The following is a 25,652-nucleotide window of genomic DNA, read 5'->3' as shown; positions in this document are numbered from 1 at the left end:
CTCCCAAGACTCAGGTGCTTCAAGAAAGGTTTGAAAACATGCCCTAGTGGGTTAGGTCATTTTCCCTATCACGTGAGAGGCTAGGTCATCATGCAGTTGATGGCGAAACCTGAGCGGACTTTTGGGTTAATTGTGGGTATTGAAAAGTACCACGAATCTACTTGGAATGTGACGGGTGGAGGGCCAGCCGATGACGCGCTGAAATTTGCTCATTGGCTGCATCAGCGCGGTGTACCGAGGGAGAATATTCGGTTATGTTTATCAGCGCTGGAAGAAAATCAGCAGTTAATTGGGGAATGTGGGTTAACTGTAGAGTTAGCAACAGAGCAAAATATCTCCGACATTGTTACTAACTTTTTATCCCCAAAGTCGGGGGATTTACTCTACATTTTTTGGGCGGGACATGGTTTGATTACCTCAGAACGAGAGCGTCGGTTGCTTTGTGCTGATGCAAATAAACAGAATTGGCAGAATTTAGATTTGAATTCTTTATTAGTTTTGTTGGGTTCCGATAAATTTCAGATTCGTAATCATATTTGTATTATTGATGCCTGTGCCAATTATGTTTTAGAGTCAAAGGGAAGACCAACTAACTTAGGTGGCAAAGCTTTTTTGAGTGGTCAGCCAAACTCAGCTAGTCAACAATTTGTGTTACTGGCTACGCGGGAAGGAGAGCAAGCTAAGGTAAATTCTGAAAATAAAACAGGATACTTTTCTCAAGCGGTGCAGGAGGCTTTTGCATCAGCCAATGGGACTTTTCCCCCGAATATGAGGGAAGTTACTGAGGCAGTTAAACAGCGATTTATTAGTCTAGATAAAAAACAACTGCCGACTTATTTTTATTCCCGCAGTTGGGATGGAGATATTGAAAAATCTCATTTCAACCCGTTTGATATTCCGCATAATATTCCACAGACTCAAGCTCGTAAGTTTGTTGACAGGGATGAGCAAATAGAACAATTGCGTCAGCTATTGCAAGCAAATGATGTTGTGGCAATTAGCGATGTGACTGGACAAGGTGGAGTGGGTAAAACAGAGTTAGCTATTCAATACTCATGGCAATATTTGGAAGATTATTCTGGTGGGTGTTGTTGGTTAAATCCCCAAGGTATTGATTTGGGAACCCAGTTAGTAGAGTTTGGAGTTGTAAATTTACCTAACTTTAATCTTCCTGATGGATTAAGCCTAGCAGGTCAAGTTGCTTATTGCTGGAAGAATTGGCAAGCTGGCAAAGTTTTATTAGTATTTGATGATGTCAAAGACTGGATGCAAATTAAACCCTATTTACCACCTAAAGGTTCTCGGTTTAAGGTGTTAATTACCACTCGTCAAAACACAGGGTTAATATATCCATCACTGCCGTTAGGTGAGTTGTCACCAGATGCAGCCTTAGAATTATTAGCAAAGTTATTGCGGGATGAATATGTTCAACAGGAGGTGGAGACAGCAAAAAAACTTTGCGAACATGTCGGTTATATCGCCATTGGAATTTACCAAATAGCGGCTATCTGCCGTAAGCCAGGGAGAGTATTATGCTAGCAGACATTCTCGCACAGCTACAAAAGCAAGCATCAGCAGGTGAGTCTGGTGTAGCAGCAGCTTTTGAGTTGAATTGGCAAAGCTTGGAATCAGAAGCACAAAAATTGGCTTGTTTGGTGAGTTTATTTGCTTTGGCTCCTATCCCCTGGTCAATGGTAGAATCAGCAGCAAGTTATAGCGATTTGGAATTTGACCTCAAAGCTAACTGCACTGTTTTAGTTGAGCGTTATTTGCTGCAAGAATTGGCAGAGGACACTTACCAAGTTCACGAATGCATTCAGGAATTATTGCGACAGAAGTTAGAAGAGTTAGCCCAAGCTGACGAACTCAAGCGCGGCTTTTGTCAAGCAATGGTAGCCGTAGCAAAAGATATTCCTCAGACACCCACATTGATAGAAATTGCTCAAGCAACTCTTGCCATCCCTCACCTTGCCGGAACTGCTACAGTTTACCAAGCTTGGTTAAGCGATGATGATTTAATTTCGCCTTTTTCGGGCTTGGGTAGATTTTACGAAGGTCAAGGAGCCTACACGCAAGCTTTACCTTGGTACGAACAAAGTTTATCAGTTACTAAAAAACGTTTTGGGGATGAACACCCCGATGTGGCAAGTAGCCTGAACAATTTGGCAGGACTCTACGATTCACAAGGAAGGTACAGCGATGCCGAACCTTTGTACATCGAAGCTTTGTCCATGAGAAAACGCCTGCTGGGGGATGAACACCCCGATGTGGCAAGTAGCCTGAACAATTTGGCAGGACTCTACTATTTACAGGGAAGGTACAGCGAAGCCGAACCTTTGTACATCGAAGCTTTGTCGATGAGAAAACGCCTGCTGGGGGATGAACACCCCGATGTGGCAAGTAGCCTGAACAATTTGGCAGGACTCTACTATTTACAGGGAAGGTACAGCGAAGCCGAACCTTTGTACATCGAAGCTTTGTCGATGAGAAAACGCCTGCTGGGGGATGAACACCCCGATGTGGCAAGTAGCCTGAACAATTTGGCAGGACTCTACTATTTACAGGGAAGGTACAGCGAAGCCGAACCTTTGTACATCGAAGCTTTGTCGATGAGAAAACGCCTGCTGGGGGATGAACACCCCGATGTGGCAAGTAGCCTGAACAATTTGGCACTCCTCTACTATTTACAGGGAAGGTACAGCGAAGCCGAACCTTTGTACATCGAAGCTTTGTCGATGAGAAAACGCCTGCTGGGGGATGAACACCCAGATGTGGCAAGTAGCCTGAACAATTTGGCACTCCTCTACGATTCACAGGGAAGGTACAGCGAAGCCAAACCTTTGTACATCGAAGCTTTGTCCATGAGAAAACGCCTGCTGGGGGATGAACACCCCGATGTGGCAACTAGCCTGAACAATTTGGCATTACTCTATTATTCACAGGGAATTTACAGGGAAGCCCAACCTTTGTGCATTGAAGCTTTGGCGATCGCTGAACAATGCTTGGGGACAAATCATCCCGATACAATAACCATTCGTGAAAATCTGGAAGACTTGCGGCGGAATCATCAGTCTTGATTCAAGAGAATGGTGGCTTTTGTCTCCCATTGGTTTCAGTAATTTAGGTAATCTGCATCGGCTGCATTACCCGCCTGGGATTCAAATCCCAGTCTCATAAGTAGGCAAGATAATTAATTACACAATGTCATTGCAAATGCAGTGAAGCAAAATAATGCGATCGCAACCCCTACAACTACTTCTCTAGGATATGCTTTGCGAAGGGTGCGATCGTAATAACTGTAAATTTTTTTGTTTATCTACTTAATGAGCCTCTGAACTCCATTAATGAGCCTTTGATACTCATTAAAGAGCCTTTGAACTCCATTAATGAGCCTCTGAACTCCATTAATGAGCCTCTGAACTCCATTAATGAGCCTCTGAACTCCATTAATGAGCCTTTGAACTCCATTAATGAGCCTTTGAACTCCATTAATGAGTCTTTGATACTCATTAAAGAGCCTTTGAACTCCATTAATGAGTCTTTTATCTCCGTTAACGAGTTTGTTTTCATTTATCAAATCCCCGACTTCTTCAAGAAATCGGGGATCTAAATTTAGCTTAAGTATGTAACCCACCATCTAGGTTTTCGGTGCGTTAGCCTACGGCATAACACACCCGACGAAACTACGAGGCTACCAGTTACCTACAGGTTGAGCATCATGAGAAAACATTGAAGGATCGATCGCAATGCCCAATCCTTCAGCTACACGACGACCATAAGAAACATCTGCCCGGAAGAAGTGGCAAAGTTGACGCATTTGGATGTCCTCTCTTGCTTGAGAGAGACTGCCGACAATATTTTTAGCAAGACGCTCCTGCTGCTCAGGAGTTAGTAACCGATACAAATTACCTGCTTGAGTATAATCGTCGTTTCCTTCACGATGACTGTAACGATCGACTGTGACATCGCCCAAATGACTAGGTGGTTCTGCATAAGCTGGATTTTCTTTGGGCGTACCCTCAGCACTATTCGGTTCATAGTTAGGAACGCTACCGCCGTTGTTCCCCGATGCCATAAAGCCATCTCGCTGATAATGCATCACTGGACATTTGGGCTGGTTAACGGGTAGTTGCTGATAGTTACCACCCAAGCGATACCGTTGAGCATCTGGGTAAGAAAAAATTCGAGCTTGCAGCATTTTGTCTGGAGAGAAACTAACGCCAGGAACCACTGCACTAGGGCTAAAAGCGGCTTGCTCAACTTCGGCAAAATAATTCTCTGGGTTACGATTTAGCTCTAATATCCCGACTTCAATTAAAGGATATTCGCCTTGTTTCCAAACTTTGGTCAAGTCAAAAGGATTGTCAGGATGTTTTTCCGCTTGCTCCTCGGTCATCACCTGAATACACATCCGCCACTTAGGATAGTCTTTTTTAGCGATCGCTTCAAACAAATCGTGAGTCGCATGATCGGGATCTTCGCCCTTAATCTTAGCGGATTCTTCCTCTGTCAAGGTTTGATGTCCTTGCAGCGTCTTAAAGTGAAATTTACACCAAACGCGATCGCCCTCGGCATTAATTAAACTGAAGGTGTGGCTACCAAAACCGTCCATGTGTCGATGGGTTTTGGGAATTCCCCGGTCTGAAAAGAGGATCGTCACCTGGTGAAGCGATTCTGGACTGAGTGACCAAAAATCCCACTTTGCATTCTGGTCTTTGCAATTGGTTTGCGGATTGCGCTTTTGGGTATGGATAAAATCAGGAAACTTCAAAGGGTCGCGGATGAAGAAAATAGGGGTATTGTTACCTACAAGATCCCAGTTACCCTCCTCAGTATAAAACTTGAGGGAAAAACCTCTAGGGTCACGCTCGGCATCTGCTGAACCTTTTTCTCCGCCAACTGTAGAAAAACGCAAGATAAGTTCCGTTTTCTTGCCAATTTCAGAAAAAAGTTTGGCTTTACTGTAGCGGGTAATGTCATTGGTAATAGTCAAAGTGCCGTGAGCAGCAGCACCTTTAGCGTGAACAACTCTTTCAGGAATACGTTCTCTGTTGAAATGAGCCAGCTTTTCTATAAGGTGGAAATCCTGGATTAATACAGGGCCACGCGCTCCAGCAGTGAGTGAGTTCTGGTTATCGCTAACTGGAATACCATCAGCAGTTGTCAAGTTTTGGGGTTCAGTCATGCGTAAAGAAGCTCTCCATGTAAGTTACTCAGATTGGCCACAGTAGATTTTAGTCAGTAGATTGACGGTTGCCTACTGAATAGAACAATTTAATTCATAGTCATAATGAGTTTATATATAAATCATACTCGATATGATTATGAATTACCATAAATTTTTTTGTATTGTAGGAGGATATAGAGGCAATATACAGCCTCTATACTGCCTTTCAGGTATTTAAATGTTTGAGAATCAACGAGCAAACATCTGTCGCTTCAATTTGATGTTCGTTAATTAGGTGAGTTTGATGGGTGATAAATAGAGGCCCTTCATCTGGAGAAGTGGTGATATTACCGTGAGAGCCACGCACCAGGGAAGCATCCAGAGGAATCACATCCATTAAATAGCGAAAACCCAGTTGTTTCTTAAGTAACTTGAGAGCAATTTTTCCTTGAGGAAATTTTATTTGCGGATCGAGGAAAAGTTCTACAGGATCGTAACCAGGTTTGCGGTGGATATCTACAGTTCTAGCAAAATCAGGCGCTTTCGCATCATCAAGCCAATAATAATAGGTAAACCAAGCGTCAGATTTAGCGATCGCCACCAACTCTCCCGATCTAGGATGATCGAGATGGTAGGCTTGTTTACCCTCTTCATCCAATACCTGCGCCACGCCTTCAGTCGCTTCTAAAAGCGATCGCACTTTCGGGATGTATGCTGGATCGTTCACATACACATGAGCAATTTGATGATCGGCAACAGCAAAGGCAATGCTAGCACCAAAATCGAGCAGTTCTCGCCCTAATTCTTCCCGCACAGCAATTAAACCGTTTTCCCGTAGTACGCGGTTCAAATCCACAGCTTTAGAAACTGGCGTAATCCCATACTCAGAAAGAATAATTACCTGAATATTACGTACTTGAAAATATTCAATTAAATCGCCACAAACAGCATCAATTTCTCGCAAATCTGCTTGAATCTGTGTTTGATTGTTACCAAATTTTTGCAGACAGTAATCTAAATGTGGTAGATAAACTAGTGATAATGTCGGGCTGTAGCGTTCCTCAATCCATTTTGCGGAATTGGCAATCCATTGGCTAGAACTAATAGTAGTTTTTGGCCCCCAGAAATCGAACAGAGGGAAGTTTCCTAAATCAGATTGAATTTGCGATCGCACATCACTAGGATGTGTATAAATATCAGGTAATTTTCTCCCATCTGCGGGATACATCGGGCGCGGCGTAATCGCATAATCTACTGAGGAATACATGTTGTACCACCAAAAAAGGTTGGCACAAGTGAAATTTGGATCAATTGATTTAGCTATTTCCCAAACTTTGGGAGCTTGTACTAGCTTATTAGATTGTCGCCAAAACTTCACTTCACATTCATCGCGGAAATACCAACCATTAGCGACAATCCCATGTTCATCAGGCAATTTTCCTGTTAAATAAGTAGCCTGAACCGAACAAGTCACAGCAGGTAACACTTTTCCAATTGACGCTACCTGTCCTTTCGTAGCCCAAGAAGATAAAAACGGTGTACTTTCTCCTAGTAAACTGGGCGTTAATCCCACGATATTTAGAACAACTGTTTTCTGCATGAAATTAATTTCCTGTTAATTTGCGGCAAATTCTTTTAATACCCACTCATACTCACGCTGAATAGAAGTTAGTAAATCTATCTTCATTTCTGATGGCAATACATCCCAAGTGTAAGTTTCAATTTCTAAATGTGAGCAAGCATTGTTTGTCTGAAGTAGATTTAAAACAGTAGCGATGTCATCTTGGGTAGACTGCAAAATTTGATAATCATGAATAAAAATTGGGACATGAAAATGAGTCCGCCATTCTTCAGCTAAAGATTGCTCTAAATGTGGTAGTGCAGTTATTAAGTCAGGATAGTGATGCAGTGTACCATCAGTGCGACGTTCTATTACCTGGTGGAGATAAGTAGATTCTGCAAAAGGGCGTAAGCGCTCAACTATTAAACTACGCTTCTCAACATCAGCAGGTATTTTTACTTGAATTGCTGCACTGATTTGAATTTTACCAATTTTAATTCCTGCTGATTGAAAACGCGCAAACACAGATTGTGGTTCTTCATATTCAACTGAGAAATGGCATGTGTCATAGCAAATACGAACGTGTTCTAGCAATTTAGTTTCTGCTAAATTCTGTTCTATATTTAATTTTTCTGATAAGTAGTTACTGCCAATTGGCAATAACCAATTTTGATAAAAATCAATTACTTCTGAGGTATTTTCAATTAAACCATCAGGCTCAGGTTCTAAATCAATATGGAGTATCTTTCCTGTTTTCTCGCTGATGCGAATCATTTCTACAACAACTGATGCTATGTTCAAAGAACTCTTTTTCAGAACAGCCTCGAAAGTTCTTTGGTCTTTTACCCACCAAGGTTTATAGGATAATGGTAGTGTAGAAATTCCGCCATCAAGTCCTTGGGGTAATAGACTAGCTAAAATGTGTGCCAAGTTTAATGTATAATTAACCCGTTCTTGTGTAGACCAATCTGGTGCATAAACTTGGTCTTTTACAATTTGCCGATGGAATCCACCATAAGGAAATCCATTTAAGGTGAAAACATATAAATCTTGTTGAGTTAGCCAAGTTTGAAATTTAGCTAAGTTATTACTTTCTAAAAGTTGTTTTGCAGCAACATTAGCTAACCTCAAGCCAATACCAAAAGGTTCTTTAGGCGATAAACGTGATTTGAGTTCGGGAATATACTTTTCTAAATTAGCGAAAACCTCTAGCCAACTTTCACCAGGGTGAATATTGCTGCAATAAGTTAAGTGAAAATTGTTGTTTTTAATTTTCATTTTCTAGCTTTATTCCTTGTATATGTAATCTATTTTCTTTGGCTTAAACTATTTCACAAAATACTTGCTAGATATTCATAGTTAGGGGCGCACATCTATGCGCCCCTATAGCCGATTAATGGTATTACTGGGTGTATACATTCAAATTTAAGTAACAGCAAATACTTTTGCTAACTTCATCGAAATGGGTAGCAAGCTTAGAACTAATAAACCGTAATACAAACCAGCAAAACCAGATGCAACCGTTGCATCTAATACTATTAGAGATAAAACGCCTATTTTTACCGCATTTCGGATATTTCCGGCTATCGGTTCCCGCGCCGCTTTGATAAAATTAGGTAAGATTCTGATAGCTAAGAAAATAGCGAATGGTAGTGCTGCGATCGCTGTATACTCATCCAATAATCCTAAAGCCAAAATTGCCGTCAGAACTATTGCAATCAGCAGTACTGCTAAAACTCCCGTAATCTTCTTACCACCGTGAACTTCACCCTGACTAATTGCGGTGATAGCAGCAATATAAAGAACAGGAATTAGTGCTAAATACCAACGTTCTCCAATGATTGCAGGTACAGCACTTACGCCTAATAATAAGTTACTGCCACGACACAAACCCATATTTAAAGGGCCGAAAAAAGGATGATGTTTGGCGAGTGAATCATACAAAAGAGATGAAAGAGTGATGAATATAGCGATCGCACCACTCACCAACGATACTTGAAAAGCAGCTATAATCCCGATCGCAAACAGTATACTCCCCAACAAAGTAGCATTTTCACGAGATACCCGACCGCTAGGAATTGCTCTATTTGGTCGCTCTTTTGCATCTAATTCTGCATCAAAAACATCATTAAAAACTATACCGCCGCCGTATAAACCACTTGTAGCTAACAACAACCAAGCTAATGGAATTAGTATGTTAAAACTTGCTTCTCCATTGATTAATTGAGCAAAAATAATCCCAGAGCCGGAAGCAGCGAAACCTACAAGAATATCCGCCCAAGCAGTAACAATATTAGCAGGACGCATCAATTCCAGATAACCCCGCCAGCTTTGAAAATTTAAGCTTGCAACATTCACTTATCTACCTCCGTGTCTACTAATTTCTCAAAATTAAGATGAAAATATCTCTTGTAATCCCCATACCAATCTTAATTTCCTACTCAATCAACACAAAATCTGAAACTGATTTGATTCCTGGTTCCTGTCCCCGCAACACAGAATTACCACTGAACAGCTGACGCTGATCGATAGATTGAGGATTGAGCCAGTCTGACGCTTTCATCTGCCCAGTTTGGCTATAAGCAGCTAAGGCGTTTTCATAACAAACTGCTCGCACGTGTTCTTCAGGAATGCCCCTATCTAACATCAACTGAGCCGTTTTTGGAACTGCCAAAGGATCGCTGATGCCCCAATCAGCACTACTATCTACAATGATGCGATCACATCCATACTTACGGACAACTTCAACCATCCGGGCGTTACCCATCTTCGTCTGTGGGTAAATCGTAAAAGCTGCCCAAAAGCCCCGTCCTAATACTTCTTCAACAGTTTCTTCGTTGTTGTGATCGATAACTACTTGTGAAGGATCTAAGCCATATTCAATGCAGCGTTCCATGCTTTGAATAGCACCCGCCTTCTTATTCCGATGGGGCGTATGAATTAGTACTAACATATCGAGTTCTTTGGCTAATTCTAACTGTTGACAAAAGTACTTATCTTCTGCTTCTGTCATGTCGTCATAGCCAATTTCACCAATGGCAACAACTCCTTCTTTACAGGCATAAAGTGGCAGCAGTTCCATAACTTCTGTTGCTAGTGCTTCATTGTTAGCTTCTTTCGGATTTAGGCCGATTGTGCAGTAGTGTTGGATGCCAAACTGACTAGCACGAAAGCGTTCCCAGCCTACAAGACTACTGAAGTAGTCTTTAAATGAGCCAGCATTAGTTCGGGGTTGTCCTAACCAAAAGGCTGGTTCAATAACGGCGACAATACCATATTCCCGCATTACTAAGTAATCGTAAGTAGTACGGGAACACATGTGAATGTGAGGATCGATATACATCATGGTTTTAATAATTGGGTATTTGGCATTGGATATTGTTGGGCATTGGGCATTGGGAATGGGTTATTCTCCTCATCTCCCTTATCTCCACTGCTACTCCCCACTCACTTGCGGCTAAAATTGTTCCAAGTCAGATTACCTTGTTGGATAGATGACTGTAAATCTGGGTAACGAGAAAGTAATGCTTGCGCTTGGGGTAAAGGAGACTCGGCACAAGCTAATGCTGCGGCTTCTTGTTCGGCTGTATCGCCATTAGCCAGTACTTTTTCCAAATCCGTAACGATCGCACTATCCGCAAACCGCCCTACAGGTCGCCAAAGTTCTGGCGTAACTGAGCGTTTAGCTGCCCAACGTTCATGGGCATAGTCTGCTAACATCTTCGCTAATTCTGGGTTAGCACGTCGGTCTAGTCCCCAAATTAGATGCAACGGACTGCCGACAAACACAGCCTTCAGCACCATCTGATTCCAAGCAGCATTGTCTAAATAATTTGCTGGATAAGGGTTACGTAGTGCTATGGCTTGGAATACATTACTCATATTGCTGCGAATTCCCTCAGCAGCGCGCTGGCGATGTAACTCTGAATGTGGTAATAACGGCAAACTTTGATAAAGAGCAACTAACTCTCCCATATCAGCAGTGGAGAAGACTTGATCGAGCGATCGCACATACCCCTGGGCATCATCGTGGGGCAAAGCTAGAAGCAAGAGTGTGCGACCTGCTTGATCTACACTCCAATTACCAGGATACCAACCGGGAATCACATCTTCTGCTGCTTCCAAGTCCTGGAATGTTAGCTGCAAATCCTGTTTACCTAGATAACGCGGTACAGCACTAAATGCCGTGAAAAAAACTCTTTCAGCAGCGCCGCTAGAAATTTGTGCCTGCTTATGCTCCAGCCAAGCAAAAGCTTTCTCTGAAACAGACTTTAACAGCCAGTGATGCAGTAACTTGTTTACTTTACTCATGATGAATTTCAGGAGAAGTTGCCCAACTTTTTTGTGACAACTAAGTATAAAATCTACCACTAAACTTGATACTTTGTGTTTAAAACAGCTAATAATATACTACTGTGTTCGTAACTTTACTGAATCTATAAACTTTTCCCGATTTTAGAGAAGATATTGTAAAGATGCTATTTTAATTAGATAAACTCTAGAATTAACTTACGGAAAAAAATTAGAATCTTATCTAAATAAGAATATCCATTGCTAACTTCAGATATAAACGATAGGCATCAATAAAGTTGTAAATTAATGTTATTGTCAACTTTGTAGTTTAGGATAAATACAATTGAAAATTATGATTAATTTAATAATTTTGGCTGTCTAGTAAATCATTTAAATGCTGAAGTATTTGATGACTTAATTCTGTTGAATTTAGTTTCAATTTTAATTGCAATAGTGGATGTATTCACAGTTACTAAAAAATAATACTTTAAATGGCTATTAAACAAAAAACCGCTCTTAATCTGCAACCGATTAACCAATGTGTCCGCGTGACCTTCAACTATGATGTTCACTTCACTAGAGGTCTGTTTCAGTTAGATAATCCTTTATTTGCACAAGTGATTGCCGCAGATGGAGAAACAACCCCAAAGCAAGTACTAGCAGTGGTAGATGGAGGATTTTTACAGTACCAAGATGGCTTACTAAAAAAATTATCAGTCTATGCTCAGTATTATGAAAATGTACTAACACTGAGCGGTGAGCCGATAGTAGTTCTTGGTGGAGAAGCAGTCAAGAACCATTCTAGATTTATAGAACAAATTCATCAGCGAATCAATGCAGCTGGATTGTGCCGTCACTCCTACGTTTTAGCAATTGGAGGTGGAGCCGTCCTAGATATGGTAGGATACGCAGCAGCAACGGCTCATCGAGGAATTCGGCTGCTACGAGTACCGACAACAGTATTAGGGCAAAACGATTCGGGTGTAGGGGTAAAAAACGGAATCAATGCTTTCGGCAAGAAAAACTTTTTGGGTACATTCATGCCGCCTTATGCTGTCTTAAATGACTTTGATTTTCTGACTAGCCTTGACGATCGAGATTGGCGATCGGGTATTGCAGAAGCGGTGAAAGTAGCGCTGATTAAAGATGCAGATTTCTTCGATTTCATTATGACTAATGCCGATAAATTGGCTAATCGGGATATGGACATAATGGAAAGATTGATCTATCGCTGTTCGCAATTGCATTTAGAGCATATTGCTGGTGGCGGCGATCCATTTGAAATGGGTTCATCGCGTCCTTTGGATTTTGGACACTGGGCTGCTCATAAACTGGAGCATTTAACTAATTACAGTTTACGTCACGGCGAAGCTGTAGCGATCGGCATTGCTTTGGATACGACCTATTCATATTTAACAGGTCAACTCTTGAAATCTGAGTGGCAAAGTGTTCTATATACGCTCAGTAAGCTAGGATTCACATTATACGTGCCGGCGCTGACAGAGCAATTAGATCGACTAGACCATCCCGATTGTCTATTTAGGGGGCTAACCGAGTTTCGCGAACACTTGGGAGGAAATTTGACAATTACCCTTCTAGAAGGAATTGGGCAAGGAATAGAAGTCCACCAGGTGGATTTGTCGTTGTATAGAGATGCTATTTTAATGCTGCAAGATTGGGAACTTTTGCATTGATTCTCTCTTATCAAGCAGAATTCAAGAGTCAGAATAGGCTAAACCCTAGCTATCGCTAACAGAATGAATCATGATACCAGGGTGTATTGTATACAAACTAGCGATCGCTAACCAAAATCTTATAGCGATCGCAAGCAAAATTCTATTTCTAACTTGTTTTCGGTTTGATGTATGCGATCGCTTGTTTCCAAACGGTGGTTTGCTGACTGTTTTCATCAGCAATACAGATACACTGTGGATCTTGCCATACAACCTTTCCTGTGAGTACATCCTGAGTCACCAGCTTTAACTCAACTGGCGTTGTTTGTTTAATCAGGTTTTGGACTTGTCTAATACTGGGTAAAGTGGTGTCAAATTCGGTAAGCATTTTTAGTAAAGATGAACCTACAAGGCAAAATAAAGAGTAACTAATCCTTGATAATTCATCCTTGAGAAAATGGCAATCGAATTTACTAAGTATCATGGTCTGGGCAATGATTTTATTCTGATTGACAATCGCTCGTCATCTTTGCCCGTTTTGACTCCAGAGCAAGCTATCCAATTATGCGATCGCCATTTTGGTATCGGTGCTGATGGTGTCATTTTTGCTCTACCTGGAGAAAACGGCACTGACTATACCATGCGGATTTTTAATTCTGATGGTTCAGAACCAGAAATGTGTGGCAATGGCATTCGCTGTTTAGCTGGCTTTTTGGCAGATTTAGAAGGTCAATCCCGAAATAAAGATTCATATCGCATTCATACTTTGGGTGGTGTAATGACTCCCCAACTCTTATCTGATGGTCTAGTTAAAGTAGACATGGGTTTACCCAGATTACTCGCTGGCGAAATTCCTACTACTCTTGCACCTGTTGAAGAAAAAGTAATCTCTGTGCCGTTGGAAGTGGCGGGGAAAACTTGGGAAGTAACTTGTGTAAATATGGGAAATCCTCACTGCATTACCTTTGTGGAAGATGTAGCAGCAATTGAACTAGAAAGCATAGGCCCGAAATTTGAGCATCACCCAGCTTTTCCCCAACGCATAAATACTGAATTTATTCAAGTGGTACGCCGTGACTATTTGAAAATGCGGGTGTGGGAACGGGGTGCTGGGATTACATTAGCTTGTGGGACTGGTGCTTGCGCTTCTTTAGTGGCTGGTGTGTTAACCGGGAAATGCGATCGCACTGCCACTGTAGAATTACCTGGTGGTCCCTTGCAAATTGAATGGTCAGAAATCGACCAACGGGTTTACATGACAGGCCCGGCTGAACGAGTCTTCACGGGGAAACTGTAACCGACTTATCACTGGCATTACGCAAGTATTAGAGTTATTTTGAGGGTTTATAGTAAGGACTTTAGTATTTAGAAAATAAAGACTAAAGTCCTTACTACGAACTTGTTAAAATTCACTTTTCTGTAGAGATTGTATGGGGGGATTAACGCTAGATTTGATAGATTCTTTATTAGAAATCGCTAAATATATACCCCCTACAATTAATGCCAACCCTAGCAAGTTAAAAATACTCAAGTTTTCCGAGAAAAGTATCCAAGCAAGAATAGCAACAATCACTGGATTGAGTAACAAAAGTAAAGAGATGAATCCTGAAGAAAAAGTTTTCAGGCTATATACAATTAGCCCATGACCCAAAGATTCGCAAATAGCAGCTAGTGCAAATACTACTAACCACCCTGACAAGGAAACTGGAAAAGGTTGTTTTTCAAAGATTAGTACTACTGGAACCATTAATGAAGTTGCGATGACACAGCGCCACAGAAGGATAGTAATAATTGAAAACTTATTGCGGATTTGCTCGATTAGTAAAAAGTTTGCTGCATAAAATATCGACGAGATCAAGGCAACAGCATCACCTGTAAAATTATTATTAGAACGTAATAAATCTTCAAACCCAACTGCGATCGCGCCGATTATGGCTAAGATCAGACCGATGATAAATTTGCGCCCAAAAATCTGATTAAAAAATAGCCATCCTCCTAATGTAGTAAATAGCGGATTAAGACTACCTAACGCATTAGCATTCGCAGCACCAGTCTGGGTTAGCGCCCAAGTCCAAGATAATCTACCTAATACATGAACTAGACCCACTGCTATTAAAAACGCTATCTCTTTGATTGGATAAGGCTGCTGTGGTAATACAGGTTGATCATCTTTAATCTGAGTCCGTGCTTGGTTAATTCCATTCCAGAATCCAAAGATAATAGTCGCTATCCATAAACGATTAAAGAATGTAGCAGTAGCGCTCATTTCTCTAAGAGCAATTTTAATCAATATTGCTGTTGAAGATAAAGCTAATAATGCAATTATTACTATGATTATCGGCAGGATGTTTAAAGTTTTATCAGACTTTTCTGTTGTTAGGATTAATTGATTTTCTACCATTTAGTTTATATTTATTATACGAACCGCCAAGTGCGCCAAGTGCGCCAAGGGAAAAGGAGCAATTATTTGGGATTACTTAGGTAATAGTGCCATAGAAGTCTTGCCGCAACTGCTCGCCACGGTCTCCAGTGCTGTGTCATTCCTTCCAGTTGAACTGGTGTTGGACGTGTCGCCAAGTTTTTGAGTTTTTGTAAAGCGATCGCGATTGCTAAATCGCCTTTAGGAAAGACATCAGGACGTTGCAGCGCCATGAGTAAATAAATATCAACTGTCCAGTCTCCTATACCTTTGAGGCGCTTTAACTCAGTTCTGATAGTAGTTTCGTCCATTCTTTCCAGCTTGCTGAGGTCAAGCTGATCGCTTGCGATCGCATTCGCTAATCCACGAGAGTATAGAATCTTTTGCCGACTGAATCCAATCCCTCTTAATTGAACATCATCCAATGTCAGAAAATTTTCTGGCGTTAGCGGTACAATAACCCCACATAGACGGTTAAATACAGCCCTCGCAGCTGCTACGGAAACTTGCTGTTCCAGAATTATGCACAGAAGCGTTGCAAAACCCGGTTCTCTTGACCATATTGGTGGAGGCCCGAGTGTTTCTAAAATCCGAGCCAAATCGCTGTCAATATTGGCAAGCACCATTAAACCACGGGTGAGACTTTCTTCAGTCAATGATTCTAGTTCAGGTATTTGAGTCATCTTTGCTCAATTTCGATTCTTGTACAAGCAGTTTTTGTTTGCGCTCAATCCCCCAACGATAACCACCAAGACTGCCATCACTCCGCAGCACCCGATGACAGGGTATAATCACTGCGATCGGGTTAGCTCCACAAGCATTTCCTACCGCCCGGACTGCTTGGGGTTTGGCAATATCACGGGCAATATCAGTGTAGGTACGAGTTTCGCTATAGGGAATTTTTTGTAATACTTGCCAAACCTGTTTCTGAAATGCTGTTCCACGGATATCGAGTGGTAAATCGAGATGTGTTTCATCTCCCGCAATCAAGTCGAGGATTCCTTGTATCCATTCTTTGTGTATGTGGTCATCACGTATGATGTGCGCTTGGTGAAATTCTTGATTCAAGATGTGTTCAAGTTTGTCTGCTTCATCACCTAGTTTAACGGCACAAATCCCCTTGTCTGTTGTTGCCACCAGTAAATATCCTAACGGACATGGAGCGATCGCATAGACAATGTTGATTGTCTTTCCAGCTTGTTGGTAAATTTTTGGTGTCATTCCCAGTTGCTTCGGTGCTTTTTCATAAATTTGACTACTTGAACCATACCCCGTGTCATAAACTGCATGAGCAATTTCCTCCCCTGACTGGAGACGCTGCTTTAATCGTTGGCTACGCAGTGCATCTGCATATTGAAAAGGGGATACACCAATTATTTGCTTGAATACCTTTTGCAGATAACTAGGACTCATTTCCACCTGAGAGCATAATTCTGAGAGGGTGGGGATGCGATCGCTTTGTGCTTCAATGTATCGACATACTGCTAAGATTTTCGCTTTGGCTGGATTTGGAACTGTTTCAAATTGTGGCTGACAGCGCTTGCAAGGTCGAAAACCTGCGTTTTGAGCCTCTTTTGCTGACTGGAAAAAACAAACTTGATTGCGATTTGGTCTGCGACTAGGGCAAATAGGTCGGCAATAAATGCCTGTGGAACGAACACCGTAGAAAAACTTGCCGTCAATTGTGGCATCTCGGTTGAGAACGGCTTTCCAGAGAGTTTCCTCTAAAAGTTGTGTCTGTTGTAATTGCATTCATGCCACCTCTGATCTAGCTGTTAACACTAAATTAAGTGGATTGAAAAACTACTTTCTATCTGATTGTTGCGATCAAAGTCGGCTTTGTTTACTGCAACTACCGCTAGACGATATTACGGGCAATGCTTACGGTGTTCTGGGTGCGTAATTTTCGAGAATAATTTATGAGAATTTGGGTAGATGTCTAGCGATCGCTTTTTTGGAGTTATGCTACTTTTTACTGTTCTCATGTTTTCAGCTTGGGTAACAGTTCACCATGAAAATCTGCTCAAGATGATTCATTCAATATATCTAAAAGTTCTTGAGGAATTTTGAGAGTCTGAACTAGCTGAGTTTCTTCTGCATTGTCATAGGTGTAATAATACCAGAGGTCATATTTGGTTAAGTCTTTTACCTTGCCAAATAATTTATTAGCCACTGACGCAATTACCGAACGATTTCTCACTTCTGCAAGACACTTAGCTGCTAAAAACAAGTTGATAAATTTTTCCTCTTCGCCATCTTGCACCATCAAGTAATCAAGAATTTCACCAACAGATTTCGCATCAATCATTCCGGCAATTAGCCACAATAAGCTAATCAGCATTTAAGCTGCAACATAGTTGACATTGCCTTTATTTTTGATTTTCCGATGCCACTTAATCAGTAACTCACCTTGGTTTAATAGTTTATCTAGCAGTGCTTGCAATTCATCTACTGATTTAAACAGGCGGTGAGCAATATATTCTTTACATGAGTGCCAAACTAATTCGATAATGTTGTAATCAGGGCTGTAAGCAGGCAAAAATTCTAAAACAAAGTTTGGAAATTCTTCAGATATTTTAGCTATAATATCTTTGCGCTTATGAAAACTAGCATTGTCTAAAATTAAAATAATCTTCGGCCCATGCTTGGAGAAATCTTTACCAAGGTTCCCAATACTAGCCCACTCTTGTTTAATTAATTCATTCAATTGTTGTAATTGCTCATAAAAAATATCTGCATTACCTTTTTTGACAAAAAAGCATACCCGTTTTCGGTCTGATTCTCTGATTGCTCCCATCACATTAACGCGACCACAGCGCCGAAGCAATAGAACATTTTTGCGTTTTCCTTTTTTACCCCAGTTCTTTCGGCGAATCACTCGTAAACTAAAACCACTCTCGTCCCAAAACCATACCTGCAAACGGTCTGGTTCTTCTCGCGCTATTGATAAATATTGAGTAAGTTTCTCCTTGAACTTGGCTCTTTCTTGGGGTTTTTGTTTATCTTCCAGATCATATTTAGCCCAGATATAACTATACTTTTTTCGCTTTAATATCCTCCTTACTTGAGAGCTACTTAAATCTATCCCTGTTTTTTCGGTTAAATATGTGGTTAATCTCTCTGCCGTCCATTTGCCAAATTCATACCCTAAATCTGATGGTTCTTGGTCAACAGTTTTTAATAACAGTTCAATATATTCAGGAGTAGCTTTTCGATAATGTTCGTACTCTCTTTTATTATGCAGGGTTTCTAAATTGTCTGGATCTCCATGCATACACCAATACGCCACGGTTCTAGGCGAGCAGCCTAAAAATTTAGCAATTTCGTGTTGCGGCTTCCCATCATTTTGTAGAAGAATAATTAAAATTCTTTCCCTGACGTGTGGTTGGCCGCTTTCTTTTAAAGCCTGCTGTAGCTTGCCGACTTGTGACGGCGTTAAAAAGTCTTTGGCTGGTGGCGGCATAGCTGCTTTTATACTACTTCACATTATTATTATGCAACTTTAGTGCCGATTAGCTTACCTCATGCCAAGTTTCATCTTGCCAGTGTTTGCCAAAAACTTCAGTTTTGAGATCCTCAATTGAAATACTGCCTTCCTTCTCAAACTGCCAGACAAACTCCCAAGTACAGAAATATTCTAAAAATTTCCGATGCAGAAAGGCATTGCTTGCTATCCAGCCAATAAACCATTCCAGCATAATATTCACGCTTGCTAAGTGCTTGAATAAGAGTATATACACCAGTCTGAGAAATCTTTCTAGATTTCTGGGTTTTTAGGCAGTGCGAGTCTATTCATCCAAAACTTAAGATTATCTGAATTTATATGCTGCGATCGCACAGATGTGCAAACTGAAGATTTGTTAAAAATAACTATATACTGTGCATGGATATTAGGAATAATTTTATGGTTCTACAAGTTAACCCCATCCAAAAAGAACCAATTGTTACTTGGGAAGCACTGCCAGCCGACTTCATTTTACCTGACGATCCAGTGGAAAATATTCAACAACCTGCGATCGCTGCTGCGCTTACTGATGCTTTGGGAACCGCAGGACGCATCCAACCTCAAATGCTGATTGGCTCTAATTTTGGGCTTGTAGCCACAGTCAACAAAAAAATCGTTGTCAAAGCCCCAGACTGGTTTTACGTTCCTCAAGTGCAGTCTGTGGGAACAAATGTAGTTCGTCGTAGCTACACCCCAAATTTAGAAGGTGCTGCTGTGGCTGTAGTGATGGAATTTCTCTCAGATACAGAAGGTGGAGAATTATCAGTCCGTTCAACTCCGCCTTACGGTAAACTCTATTATTACGAAAAGATTCTCCAAGTTCCAACCTACGTAACCTACGACCCTTACGAACCAAGCATAGAATTACGGTGCTTGCAAAATGGACAATATACTTTGCAGCAAGGAGACGCTAATGGACGTTACTGGATTCCTGAGTTAGAGTTATTTCTGGGAATTTGGCAAGGTGAAAGATTATGTCAAACCATGAATTGGCTGCGCTGGTGGGATACAAAAGGGAATTTGCTGTTGTGGAGCAGCGAACAAGCCCAACAAGAACGTCAACGCGCTGAACAAGAACGTCAACGCGCTGAACAGGAAAGCCAACGTGCTGAACAGGAACGTCAACGTGCTGATATATTAGCAGCTAAGTTACGTGAGCTAGGTATTGACCCTGATGCGACACCGAATAGCGCGTTGTAGACATCGCATAACCTAAAGAGATGCTGGGAATAATAATTTTGGGACATCAGCACCAAAATTCTATGAAACAGCAAAAAAATCAGTTCAGTCATCTTACTGCGATCGAAAGAAGTTATCTATCATTTCCGGCACAGTTTTTATTAAATCAAAACCTTCTCCAAGGCAAAATACTAGACTTTGGTTGTGGCTTTGGTAATGATGTTAAAATATTGCGCCAAAAAGGTTGTGATATTACAGGCTATGACCCTTATTATTTTCCAGAATATCCTGATAATAAATTTGATACAATAATTTGCTTTTATGTTTTAAATGTTTTATTTCCCGAAGAACAAACTAATGTCTTAATGGAAATATCGCACTTATTAAAACCAGGAGGAAAAGCTTATTATGCTGTGAGAAGGGATATTAGAAAAGAAGGGTTTCGAGAACATTATATTCATAAAAAACCTACTTATCAGTGTATTGCAAAACTTCCCTTTACTTCAATTTGCTTAGATGAATATCGGGAAGTATATGAGTATGTCCACTATAATCATCAGCGAAATTCATCTAACTATTGTATATTCTGTAATCCCCATAAAACTCTCAGACTATTAACTGAGTCAGCAACTGCTTATGCTATTTTTGATGGCTATCCAATAATTAAAGGACATGTTCTAATTATTCCTAAACGTCATGTTAGCAGCTATTTTGAACTCCCATTTAAAGAGCAATCTGCTTGCTGGTTTATGGTGAACAAAGTACAAGAAATTATCAAAAGTGAATTTGAGCCTGATGGCTTTAATGTAGGAATGAACATCAATAGAGCCGCAGGTCAAAATATTATGCACGCCAGTATTCATATCATCCCTCGCTACAAAGGTGATACTGTCTCTGCTAAAAGTGGAATCAGGAACGTTATTCCTAAAAAACAATAGTTTTTCTGTAATTATGCAGGATTCCAAATTCTGCTGTAACTTAACCACTTTCAAGTAATTATAAAAATTACTGGAACATCATGACTTGCTCAAACTTATCTCATAAGGTTGAGATCATCTCTTAAGTGCATCGTCACCATGCTTTTTCAGTACAATCTCTACTTTGTTATTCTGAGCATTACTGTAATCATCTCAGTTACTGTTGCGTTTGCAGCTTGGCAACGTCGCTCAATTTCTTTGGCTAGCAAGCCTTTTATTTCGATGATGTTAGCGATCGCAGGATACGCTACAGTTGCAGCAATGGAAGCAGGAGCAATTATGCTCCGAGAAAAAATATTTTGGTCAAAGCTGGAGTATGTCGGCTCCGGCAGCGTAATTACACTCTTCCTCATATTTGCAATGCACTTCACGAATAAAAATCGTTGGTTAACGCCTCGAAATACAGCGTTGCTATGGGCTATCCCTACCTTCAATATGATTTTGGTGGCAACAAACGAATGGCATGGTTTAGTCTGGTCTGGCTTTTTGCCAGATCCCAAAGGAACTAATTTTGTGATTTATCAACATAATCTTGGTTTTTTTTGGATCATGATCTGTGTTTACCTCTACACGCTTACAGGGGTAGTAATGCTTATTCAGAAAGCCTTAGTGCCATCAGTTCTGTCTCGTCGGCAGTCAAGCATGGCATTAGTCGGTGCAGTATTACCAATATTAGGCGCTAGCTTGTATATGCTCCGCCTCACTCCGCCTGGTCTAAATATTACTCCCATGAGTTTTATGCTGGCCGGACTGTTCTATTTTGTTAGCCTTTCTCGCTTTCGAATGTTTGACCTCGTTCCTGTAGCTAGAGACACGTTGATTGAGAATATGAGTGACGGTGTGCTGGTATTGGATGCCAAAAACCGGATTATTGACTTTAATCTGGCTTTAAAACATCTGATTGGGGTGAAAAAACAGGATATTGGACAGCCTGCTGCTCAAGTTCTGGCACAATGGCCAGAAATAGTCAGACTGTACCATACTTATGAAAGCGTCAAAATAGAGATATTCATAGATTCGGTAACTCCTTGTTATGTAGAGTTACTAATTACCTCATTACACAATCGACGCAAGCAGTTAACAGGCCGTTTACTTGTTTTGCGTGACATTACTCAACGTTATCAGGCTGAATCGGAACTGCGACAGGCGAATGAATATTTGCACAAACAGGTACTTGAAATTCAAACATTACAGGTTCAGTTAAGAGAACAGGCTATGCGGGACGGACTGACAGGCTTGTTTAATCGGCGTTATTTTGATGAGATATTCCCAAAAGAACTAATACGAGCAATGCGGGATTCCGATCGAGTTGCCTTGATAATTATGGATATTGATTATTTTAAAAATATTAATGATACATTCGGTCATCAAGCTGGCGATCGCGTCATTCAGGTATTTGCAGACCTTCTTCGCAACTATAGTGATTCTCAAAACATTGTGTGTAGATATGGTGGTGAGGAGTTTGTATTGGCTTTACCTGGACTAACACAGGAGAAAGCATATCAGCACGCCGAACAGATCCGGTTATCCTTTCAAGCTGCACAGTTGGAATCTGGAGGTAAACAAATACATACAACAGTTTCGGGTGGAGTGGGTGTGTTTCCAGATCATGGAAAAACCACTGATGAGTTATTGCAAGTAGTGGATCAAGCGCTATATGCTGCTAAATTACATGGGCGCAATTGCATCAAGCGTGTGCAATCTAATTGATGAGATGTAGAAATTTCAACAATCATTTATGAAAAAATACAGAAATCTAACAAAACCTAATTTTTAGGTTTTGTTGAAAATATTGCAAAATATTTCAGTTAGACCAGATTATCTGGATCTATTCCCAGCGCTCTTAATTGTTCCGCCAACTGTTGAACCCGTTGTTCTGCGACATTAGCGCGTTGCGCTTCTTGTTGAGCGCGTTGTGCTTCTTGTTGAGCGCGTTGTGCTTCTTGTTGAGCGCGTTGTGCTTCTTGTTGAGCGCGTTGTGCTTCTTGTTGAGCGCGTTGTACTTCTTGTTTTACTTGTTCTGCGGGCGTGAGATATCGTTGTCCTTGCTCATCATACCAATACATCCATTCCCGCGTTACGCCACAATAATTTCCTCTTTCGCAACCAATTCCTAAACCAATTTCTGGTAGCCAAACGGGGTTTCCCTCTTGCAATTCATACTTACCATTAACTAACTTATGTACTTCCAGATGAGGTTTGCGGCGGCGACGAGAGGAATAAATCACATAGTAAAGTACACCCAAAGCCTCATATTCATCCAATTTAGTCGTGTATTCCTTGCGATAATTTTGAGAAACTACTTCTAGCACGAAAATCGGTACAACATTTTCATCCCACAGTACATAACTGGGACGCAACTCTTCATCATAAAACCGCTCTACCCCTAAGCTCAAAAACCCATCTGGCACAATGGGCGGTTTATCGGGGTGATAATAAATACCCATATCTATGGCAAATAGCCAGTCCATACGTTCTGCCCAAAGTAGCAGCAGGATCGCCTTCAGCAAACCTGGTATCAATTCTTGCAGTTCATTATCCACGGGCGTTTCATCAGAATCTGGTAGTTCCTCGGCTGAGGGCAAGTGCCTTGGCAAGTTGTAGTTTAACATCGCTGGTTTCCCCAAAAATCAAAGGATATTTGGCTCTATTTGGCTCATCAGAATTATAGCGATTTCTCCACTAGCAATATCTACAAAAGGGCTGTTTGGTAACGCACGTAGATTAATGATTAGGATTTACGTCTACCTACTTATTCCGATCCGATAATCTTGATGATGTAAATATTTTATTTTGACTAAGTGATACCACTTGTGGTATTGATAAATAACTAAGATTCTACAGATAAAATAGTTACTAGCTCATTTCTTAGTTGTGCAGAGCATTGCCTCAGCTAAAGTTGCAGCCCAGCCAACAATGCAAGCGTTTCTACCCCACCAAGAAAATTGCTGAAGCTGATAAGATTTGAGTAACTCTTAACTATTAATAAATATATAAGTGCTTAGTGCTATTAATGCTTTATATTTAGCGACAGGGTTGTGCAAACAGCCACTCATCTTCAAATACTTAGGAGGCCGTACCCACCGGGAGCAACTTACGCTTCGATACCATCAGCACGTAGCGTAAGTAAAGGTTAAGTTGATATTAAAACGAATAATTTTTGCTGAATTGCGACAGATAAAGACTAAACTAAAAAGTCTTGTGCAGCAAAACCTGTAGCTTTAAATGAAGTAATCATGTCTAAGGTTCTTGTCTCTGATTCTATTGACCAAGCTGGAATTGACATTCTTTCGCAAGTTGCTACTGTTGATGTCAAAATAGGTCTAAAACCAGCCCAACTGCTCGAAATTATTGGTGAATATGACGCACTGATGATTCGCTCTAGTACGCGGGTCACTCAAGAAATCATTGAAGCCGGCACTCAGCTAAAAATCATCGGTCGTGCTGGCGTGGGTGTGGATAATGTGGATGTTCCCGCAGCCACACGCCGGGGAATTGTAGTAGTCAATTCTCCAGAGGGAAACACAATTGCCGCCGCCGAACACGCACTAGCAATGATTTTGGCTTTGTCTCGCCACATCCCGGATGCTAACGCTTCGGTGAAACGCGGCGCGTGGGATCGCAATAGCTTTGTCGGCGCGGAAGTCTACAAAAAAACTCTCGGCGTTGTCGGTTTGGGTAAAATTGGCTCCCATGTTGCGGCTGTAGCTAAGACAATGGGGATGAAACTCTTAGCTTATGACCCTTTTATTTCTACAGAACGAGCTGAACAAATTGGCTGTCAGTTGGTGGAGCTAGATTTACTCTTCCAGCAAGCAGACTATATCACCCTACACATCCCGAAAACTCCAGAGACTACCCACTTAATCAATGCCACAACCCTGGCAAAAATGAAACCCACAGCCCGGATTATCAACTGCGCTCGTGGTGGGATCATTGATGAAGTAGCTTTAGCAGCAGCTCTAAAAGCGGGAAAAATAGGCGGTGCAGCCCTGGATGTGTTCGAGTCAGAACCACTGGGTGAATCAGAATTGCGATCGCTAGGCAAAGAAGTTATCCTCACCCCCCACTTGGGAGCCTCTACCGCAGAAGCTCAAGTAAATGTGGCGATTGATGTTGCCGAACAAATTCGGGATGTACTTTTAGGACTACCAGCGCGTTCAGCCGTCAACATTCCCGGACTCGGCCCCGATGTGTTGGAAGAACTCAAACCATACATGCAACTAGCAGAAACTCTAGGTAATCTAGTAGGACAGCTAGCTGGCGGACGGGTGGAAGTACTCAATATTCGTCTGCAAGGCGAACTCGCAACCAACAAAAGTCAGCCTTTGGTAGTAGCTGCCCTCAAAGGATTACTTTACCAAGCTTTGCGGGAACGGGTAAATTACGTTAATGCCAGCATAGAAGCCAAAGAACGCGGAATTCGGGTAATTGAAACCCGCGATGCTTCTATTCGAGACTATGCCGGAACGCTTCATCTAGAAGCCACGGGTACTTTGGGTACTCATTCTGTCACAGGTGCTTTGCTGGGTGAACGGGAAATCCACCTAACTGATGTTGACGGTTTCCCCATTAACGTCCCACCCAGCAAATATATGCTGTTTACCCTGCACCGCGATATGCCAGGGATTATCGGCAAACTTGGTTCTTTACTCGGCAGTTTTAATGTGAATATTGCCAGTATGCAAGTAGGCCGTAAAATCGTCCGTGGTGATGCGGTAATGGCTCTGAGTATAGATGACCCTTTACCAGAGGGCATTTTAGATGAGATTATAAAAGTCCCTGGTATTCGGGACGCATATACAGTAACACTATGAGTTCTGAGTGCTGAGTAACGTTAGCGGATAGCTAAGGTTTAGCCCGTGCTGAGTCAAGAAA

Annotated in this window: 23 protein-coding genes; 8 read left to right on the top strand and 15 right to left on the bottom strand. The window is 41.3% G+C overall.

All coding sequences use genetic code 11. The annotated features are described in order from the left end of the window. Positions 1–99: 99 nt before the first annotated feature. Positions 100–1,539 carry a caspase family protein gene (locus NPUN_RS26495; RefSeq protein ID WP_234710983.1) on the top strand — a complete coding sequence of 480 codons (1,440 nt, stop codon included), beginning with the start codon at positions 100–102 and terminating at the stop codon, positions 1,537–1,539. Then, entirely contained in the window at positions 1,533–3,077 is a 1,545-nt protein-coding gene (locus NPUN_RS26490) for a tetratricopeptide repeat protein (protein WP_052304655.1), read from the top strand. The genes NPUN_RS26495 and NPUN_RS26490 overlap by 7 nt, the downstream gene beginning before the upstream one ends. A 239-nt stretch (positions 3,078–3,316) precedes the next feature. Here the strand turns inward: NPUN_RS26490 and NPUN_RS26485 are convergent, their stop codons facing one another. The 7 genes from NPUN_RS26485 to NPUN_RS26455 form a co-directional block, all read right to left on the bottom strand. Then, positions 3,317–3,637: a hypothetical protein gene (locus NPUN_RS26485; protein ID WP_041565645.1), complete on the bottom strand. Its 321-nt coding sequence runs from the start codon at positions 3,635–3,637 to the stop codon at positions 3,317–3,319. A gap of 54 nt (positions 3,638–3,691) precedes the next feature. Continuing rightward, a complete protein-coding gene (locus NPUN_RS26480) occupies positions 3,692–5,185 on the bottom strand; it encodes a catalase (protein ID WP_012411517.1) in 1,494 nt (497 codons plus the stop codon). Positions 5,186–5,393: 208 nt separating this feature from the next. Beyond that, positions 5,394–6,767, bottom strand: a complete 1,374-nt coding sequence (locus NPUN_RS26475) for an alkaline phosphatase family protein (RefSeq protein WP_012411516.1) — start codon at positions 6,765–6,767, stop codon at positions 5,394–5,396. 15 nt (positions 6,768–6,782) lie between these two features. Continuing rightward, positions 6,783–8,006 (bottom strand): metabolite traffic protein EboE, encoded by a 1,224-nt coding sequence (eboE, locus tag NPUN_RS26470; protein WP_012411515.1) that lies wholly within the window; start codon positions 8,004–8,006, stop codon positions 6,783–6,785. Positions 8,007–8,153: 147 nt separating this feature from the next. Further along, positions 8,154–9,086, bottom strand: a complete 933-nt coding sequence (gene eboC, locus NPUN_RS26465; RefSeq protein WP_041565644.1) for a UbiA-like protein EboC — start codon at positions 9,084–9,086, stop codon at positions 8,154–8,156. Positions 9,087–9,165: 79 nt separating this feature from the next. After that, positions 9,166–10,074 (bottom strand): TatD family hydrolase, encoded by a 909-nt coding sequence (locus NPUN_RS26460; RefSeq protein ID WP_012411513.1) that lies wholly within the window; start codon positions 10,072–10,074, stop codon positions 9,166–9,168. A 101-nt stretch (positions 10,075–10,175) separates the two neighbouring features. Continuing rightward, positions 10,176–11,039: an EboA family metabolite traffic protein gene (locus NPUN_RS26455; RefSeq protein ID WP_012411512.1), complete on the bottom strand. Its 864-nt coding sequence runs from the start codon at positions 11,037–11,039 to the stop codon at positions 10,176–10,178. Between the two features lie 473 nt (positions 11,040–11,512). Here NPUN_RS26455 and NPUN_RS26450 point away from each other — a divergent pair, with 473 nt between their 5' ends. After that, a complete protein-coding gene (locus NPUN_RS26450; protein ID WP_012411511.1) occupies positions 11,513–12,715 on the top strand; it encodes a 3-dehydroquinate synthase in 1,203 nt (400 codons plus the stop codon). A gap of 148 nt (positions 12,716–12,863) precedes the next feature. On the opposite strand, the gene NPUN_RS26445 is transcribed toward NPUN_RS26450, so the two are convergent. After that, positions 12,864–13,082: an Hfq-related RNA-binding protein gene (locus NPUN_RS26445; protein WP_041565643.1), complete on the bottom strand. Its 219-nt coding sequence runs from the start codon at positions 13,080–13,082 to the stop codon at positions 12,864–12,866. Between the two features lie 69 nt (positions 13,083–13,151). On the opposite strand from NPUN_RS26445, the gene dapF reads away from it, so the two are divergent. Beyond that, positions 13,152–13,991: a diaminopimelate epimerase gene (gene dapF / locus NPUN_RS26440; RefSeq protein WP_012411509.1), complete on the top strand. Its 840-nt coding sequence runs from the start codon at positions 13,152–13,154 to the stop codon at positions 13,989–13,991. Between the two features lie 105 nt (positions 13,992–14,096). On the opposite strand, the gene NPUN_RS26435 is transcribed toward dapF, so the two are convergent. From NPUN_RS26435 to NPUN_RS26410, 6 genes are all read right to left on the bottom strand, one after another. Continuing rightward, complete coding sequence (locus NPUN_RS26435; protein WP_012411508.1) at positions 14,097–15,095, bottom strand: DMT family transporter; 999 nt, start codon at positions 15,093–15,095, stop codon at positions 14,097–14,099. Between the two features lie 62 nt (positions 15,096–15,157). Then, positions 15,158–15,796 (bottom strand): DNA-3-methyladenine glycosylase family protein, encoded by a 639-nt coding sequence (locus tag NPUN_RS26430; RefSeq protein ID WP_012411507.1) that lies wholly within the window; start codon positions 15,794–15,796, stop codon positions 15,158–15,160. Further along, a complete protein-coding gene (gene ada / locus NPUN_RS26425; RefSeq protein ID WP_012411506.1) occupies positions 15,780–16,865 on the bottom strand; it encodes a bifunctional DNA-binding transcriptional regulator/O6-methylguanine-DNA methyltransferase Ada in 1,086 nt (361 codons plus the stop codon). Before ada ends, NPUN_RS26430 begins: the two co-directional genes overlap by 17 nt. 271 nt (positions 16,866–17,136) lie before the next feature. Beyond that, positions 17,137–17,454, bottom strand: coding sequence for a hypothetical protein (locus NPUN_RS26420; RefSeq protein ID WP_041565642.1), 318 nt, complete (start codon positions 17,452–17,454; stop codon positions 17,137–17,139). Next, the gene (locus tag NPUN_RS26415; protein WP_012411505.1) at positions 17,455–18,576 is read right to left on the bottom strand and encodes an IS630 family transposase; all 1,122 of its coding nucleotides are present in this window, start codon (positions 18,574–18,576) and stop codon (positions 17,455–17,457) included. It abuts the gene before it with no gap. Positions 18,577–18,625: 49 nt separating this feature from the next. Beyond that, positions 18,626–18,820 (bottom strand): hypothetical protein, encoded by a 195-nt coding sequence (locus NPUN_RS26410; protein ID WP_167315546.1) that lies wholly within the window; start codon positions 18,818–18,820, stop codon positions 18,626–18,628. A gap of 197 nt (positions 18,821–19,017) precedes the next feature. Between NPUN_RS26410 and NPUN_RS26405 the strand changes: the two genes are divergently transcribed. The 3 genes from NPUN_RS26405 (at position 19,018) to NPUN_RS26395 (ending at position 22,484) form a co-directional block, all read left to right on the top strand. Next, complete coding sequence (locus NPUN_RS26405; protein WP_012411504.1) at positions 19,018–19,818, top strand: Uma2 family endonuclease; 801 nt, start codon at positions 19,018–19,020, stop codon at positions 19,816–19,818. A 62-nt stretch (positions 19,819–19,880) separates the two neighbouring features. Further along, positions 19,881–20,735 carry an HIT family protein gene (locus NPUN_RS26400; protein WP_041565640.1) on the top strand — a complete coding sequence of 285 codons (855 nt, stop codon included), beginning with the start codon at positions 19,881–19,883 and terminating at the stop codon, positions 20,733–20,735. 138 nt (positions 20,736–20,873) lie between these two features. Then, positions 20,874–22,484 carry a histidine kinase N-terminal 7TM domain-containing diguanylate cyclase gene (locus tag NPUN_RS26395; RefSeq protein WP_012411502.1) on the top strand — a complete coding sequence of 537 codons (1,611 nt, stop codon included), beginning with the start codon at positions 20,874–20,876 and terminating at the stop codon, positions 22,482–22,484. A 98-nt stretch (positions 22,485–22,582) separates the two neighbouring features. Here NPUN_RS26395 and NPUN_RS26390 read toward each other — a convergent pair whose 3' ends face one another. Then, positions 22,583–23,386, bottom strand: a complete 804-nt coding sequence (locus NPUN_RS26390) for a Uma2 family endonuclease (protein WP_012411501.1) — start codon at positions 23,384–23,386, stop codon at positions 22,583–22,585. Between the two features lie 624 nt (positions 23,387–24,010). Between NPUN_RS26390 and serA the strand changes: the two genes are divergently transcribed. Then, a complete protein-coding gene (gene serA / locus NPUN_RS26385) occupies positions 24,011–25,591 on the top strand; it encodes a phosphoglycerate dehydrogenase (RefSeq protein ID WP_012411500.1) in 1,581 nt (526 codons plus the stop codon). Positions 25,592–25,652 lie beyond the last annotated feature (61 nt).

Source organism: Nostoc punctiforme PCC 73102 (assembly GCF_000020025.1).
Taxonomy (GTDB): domain Bacteria; phylum Cyanobacteriota; class Cyanobacteriia; order Cyanobacteriales; family Nostocaceae; genus Nostoc; species Nostoc punctiforme.
Note: the sequence above shows the minus strand (reverse complement) of the source record. Positions and strands in the feature narration are given on the sequence as shown.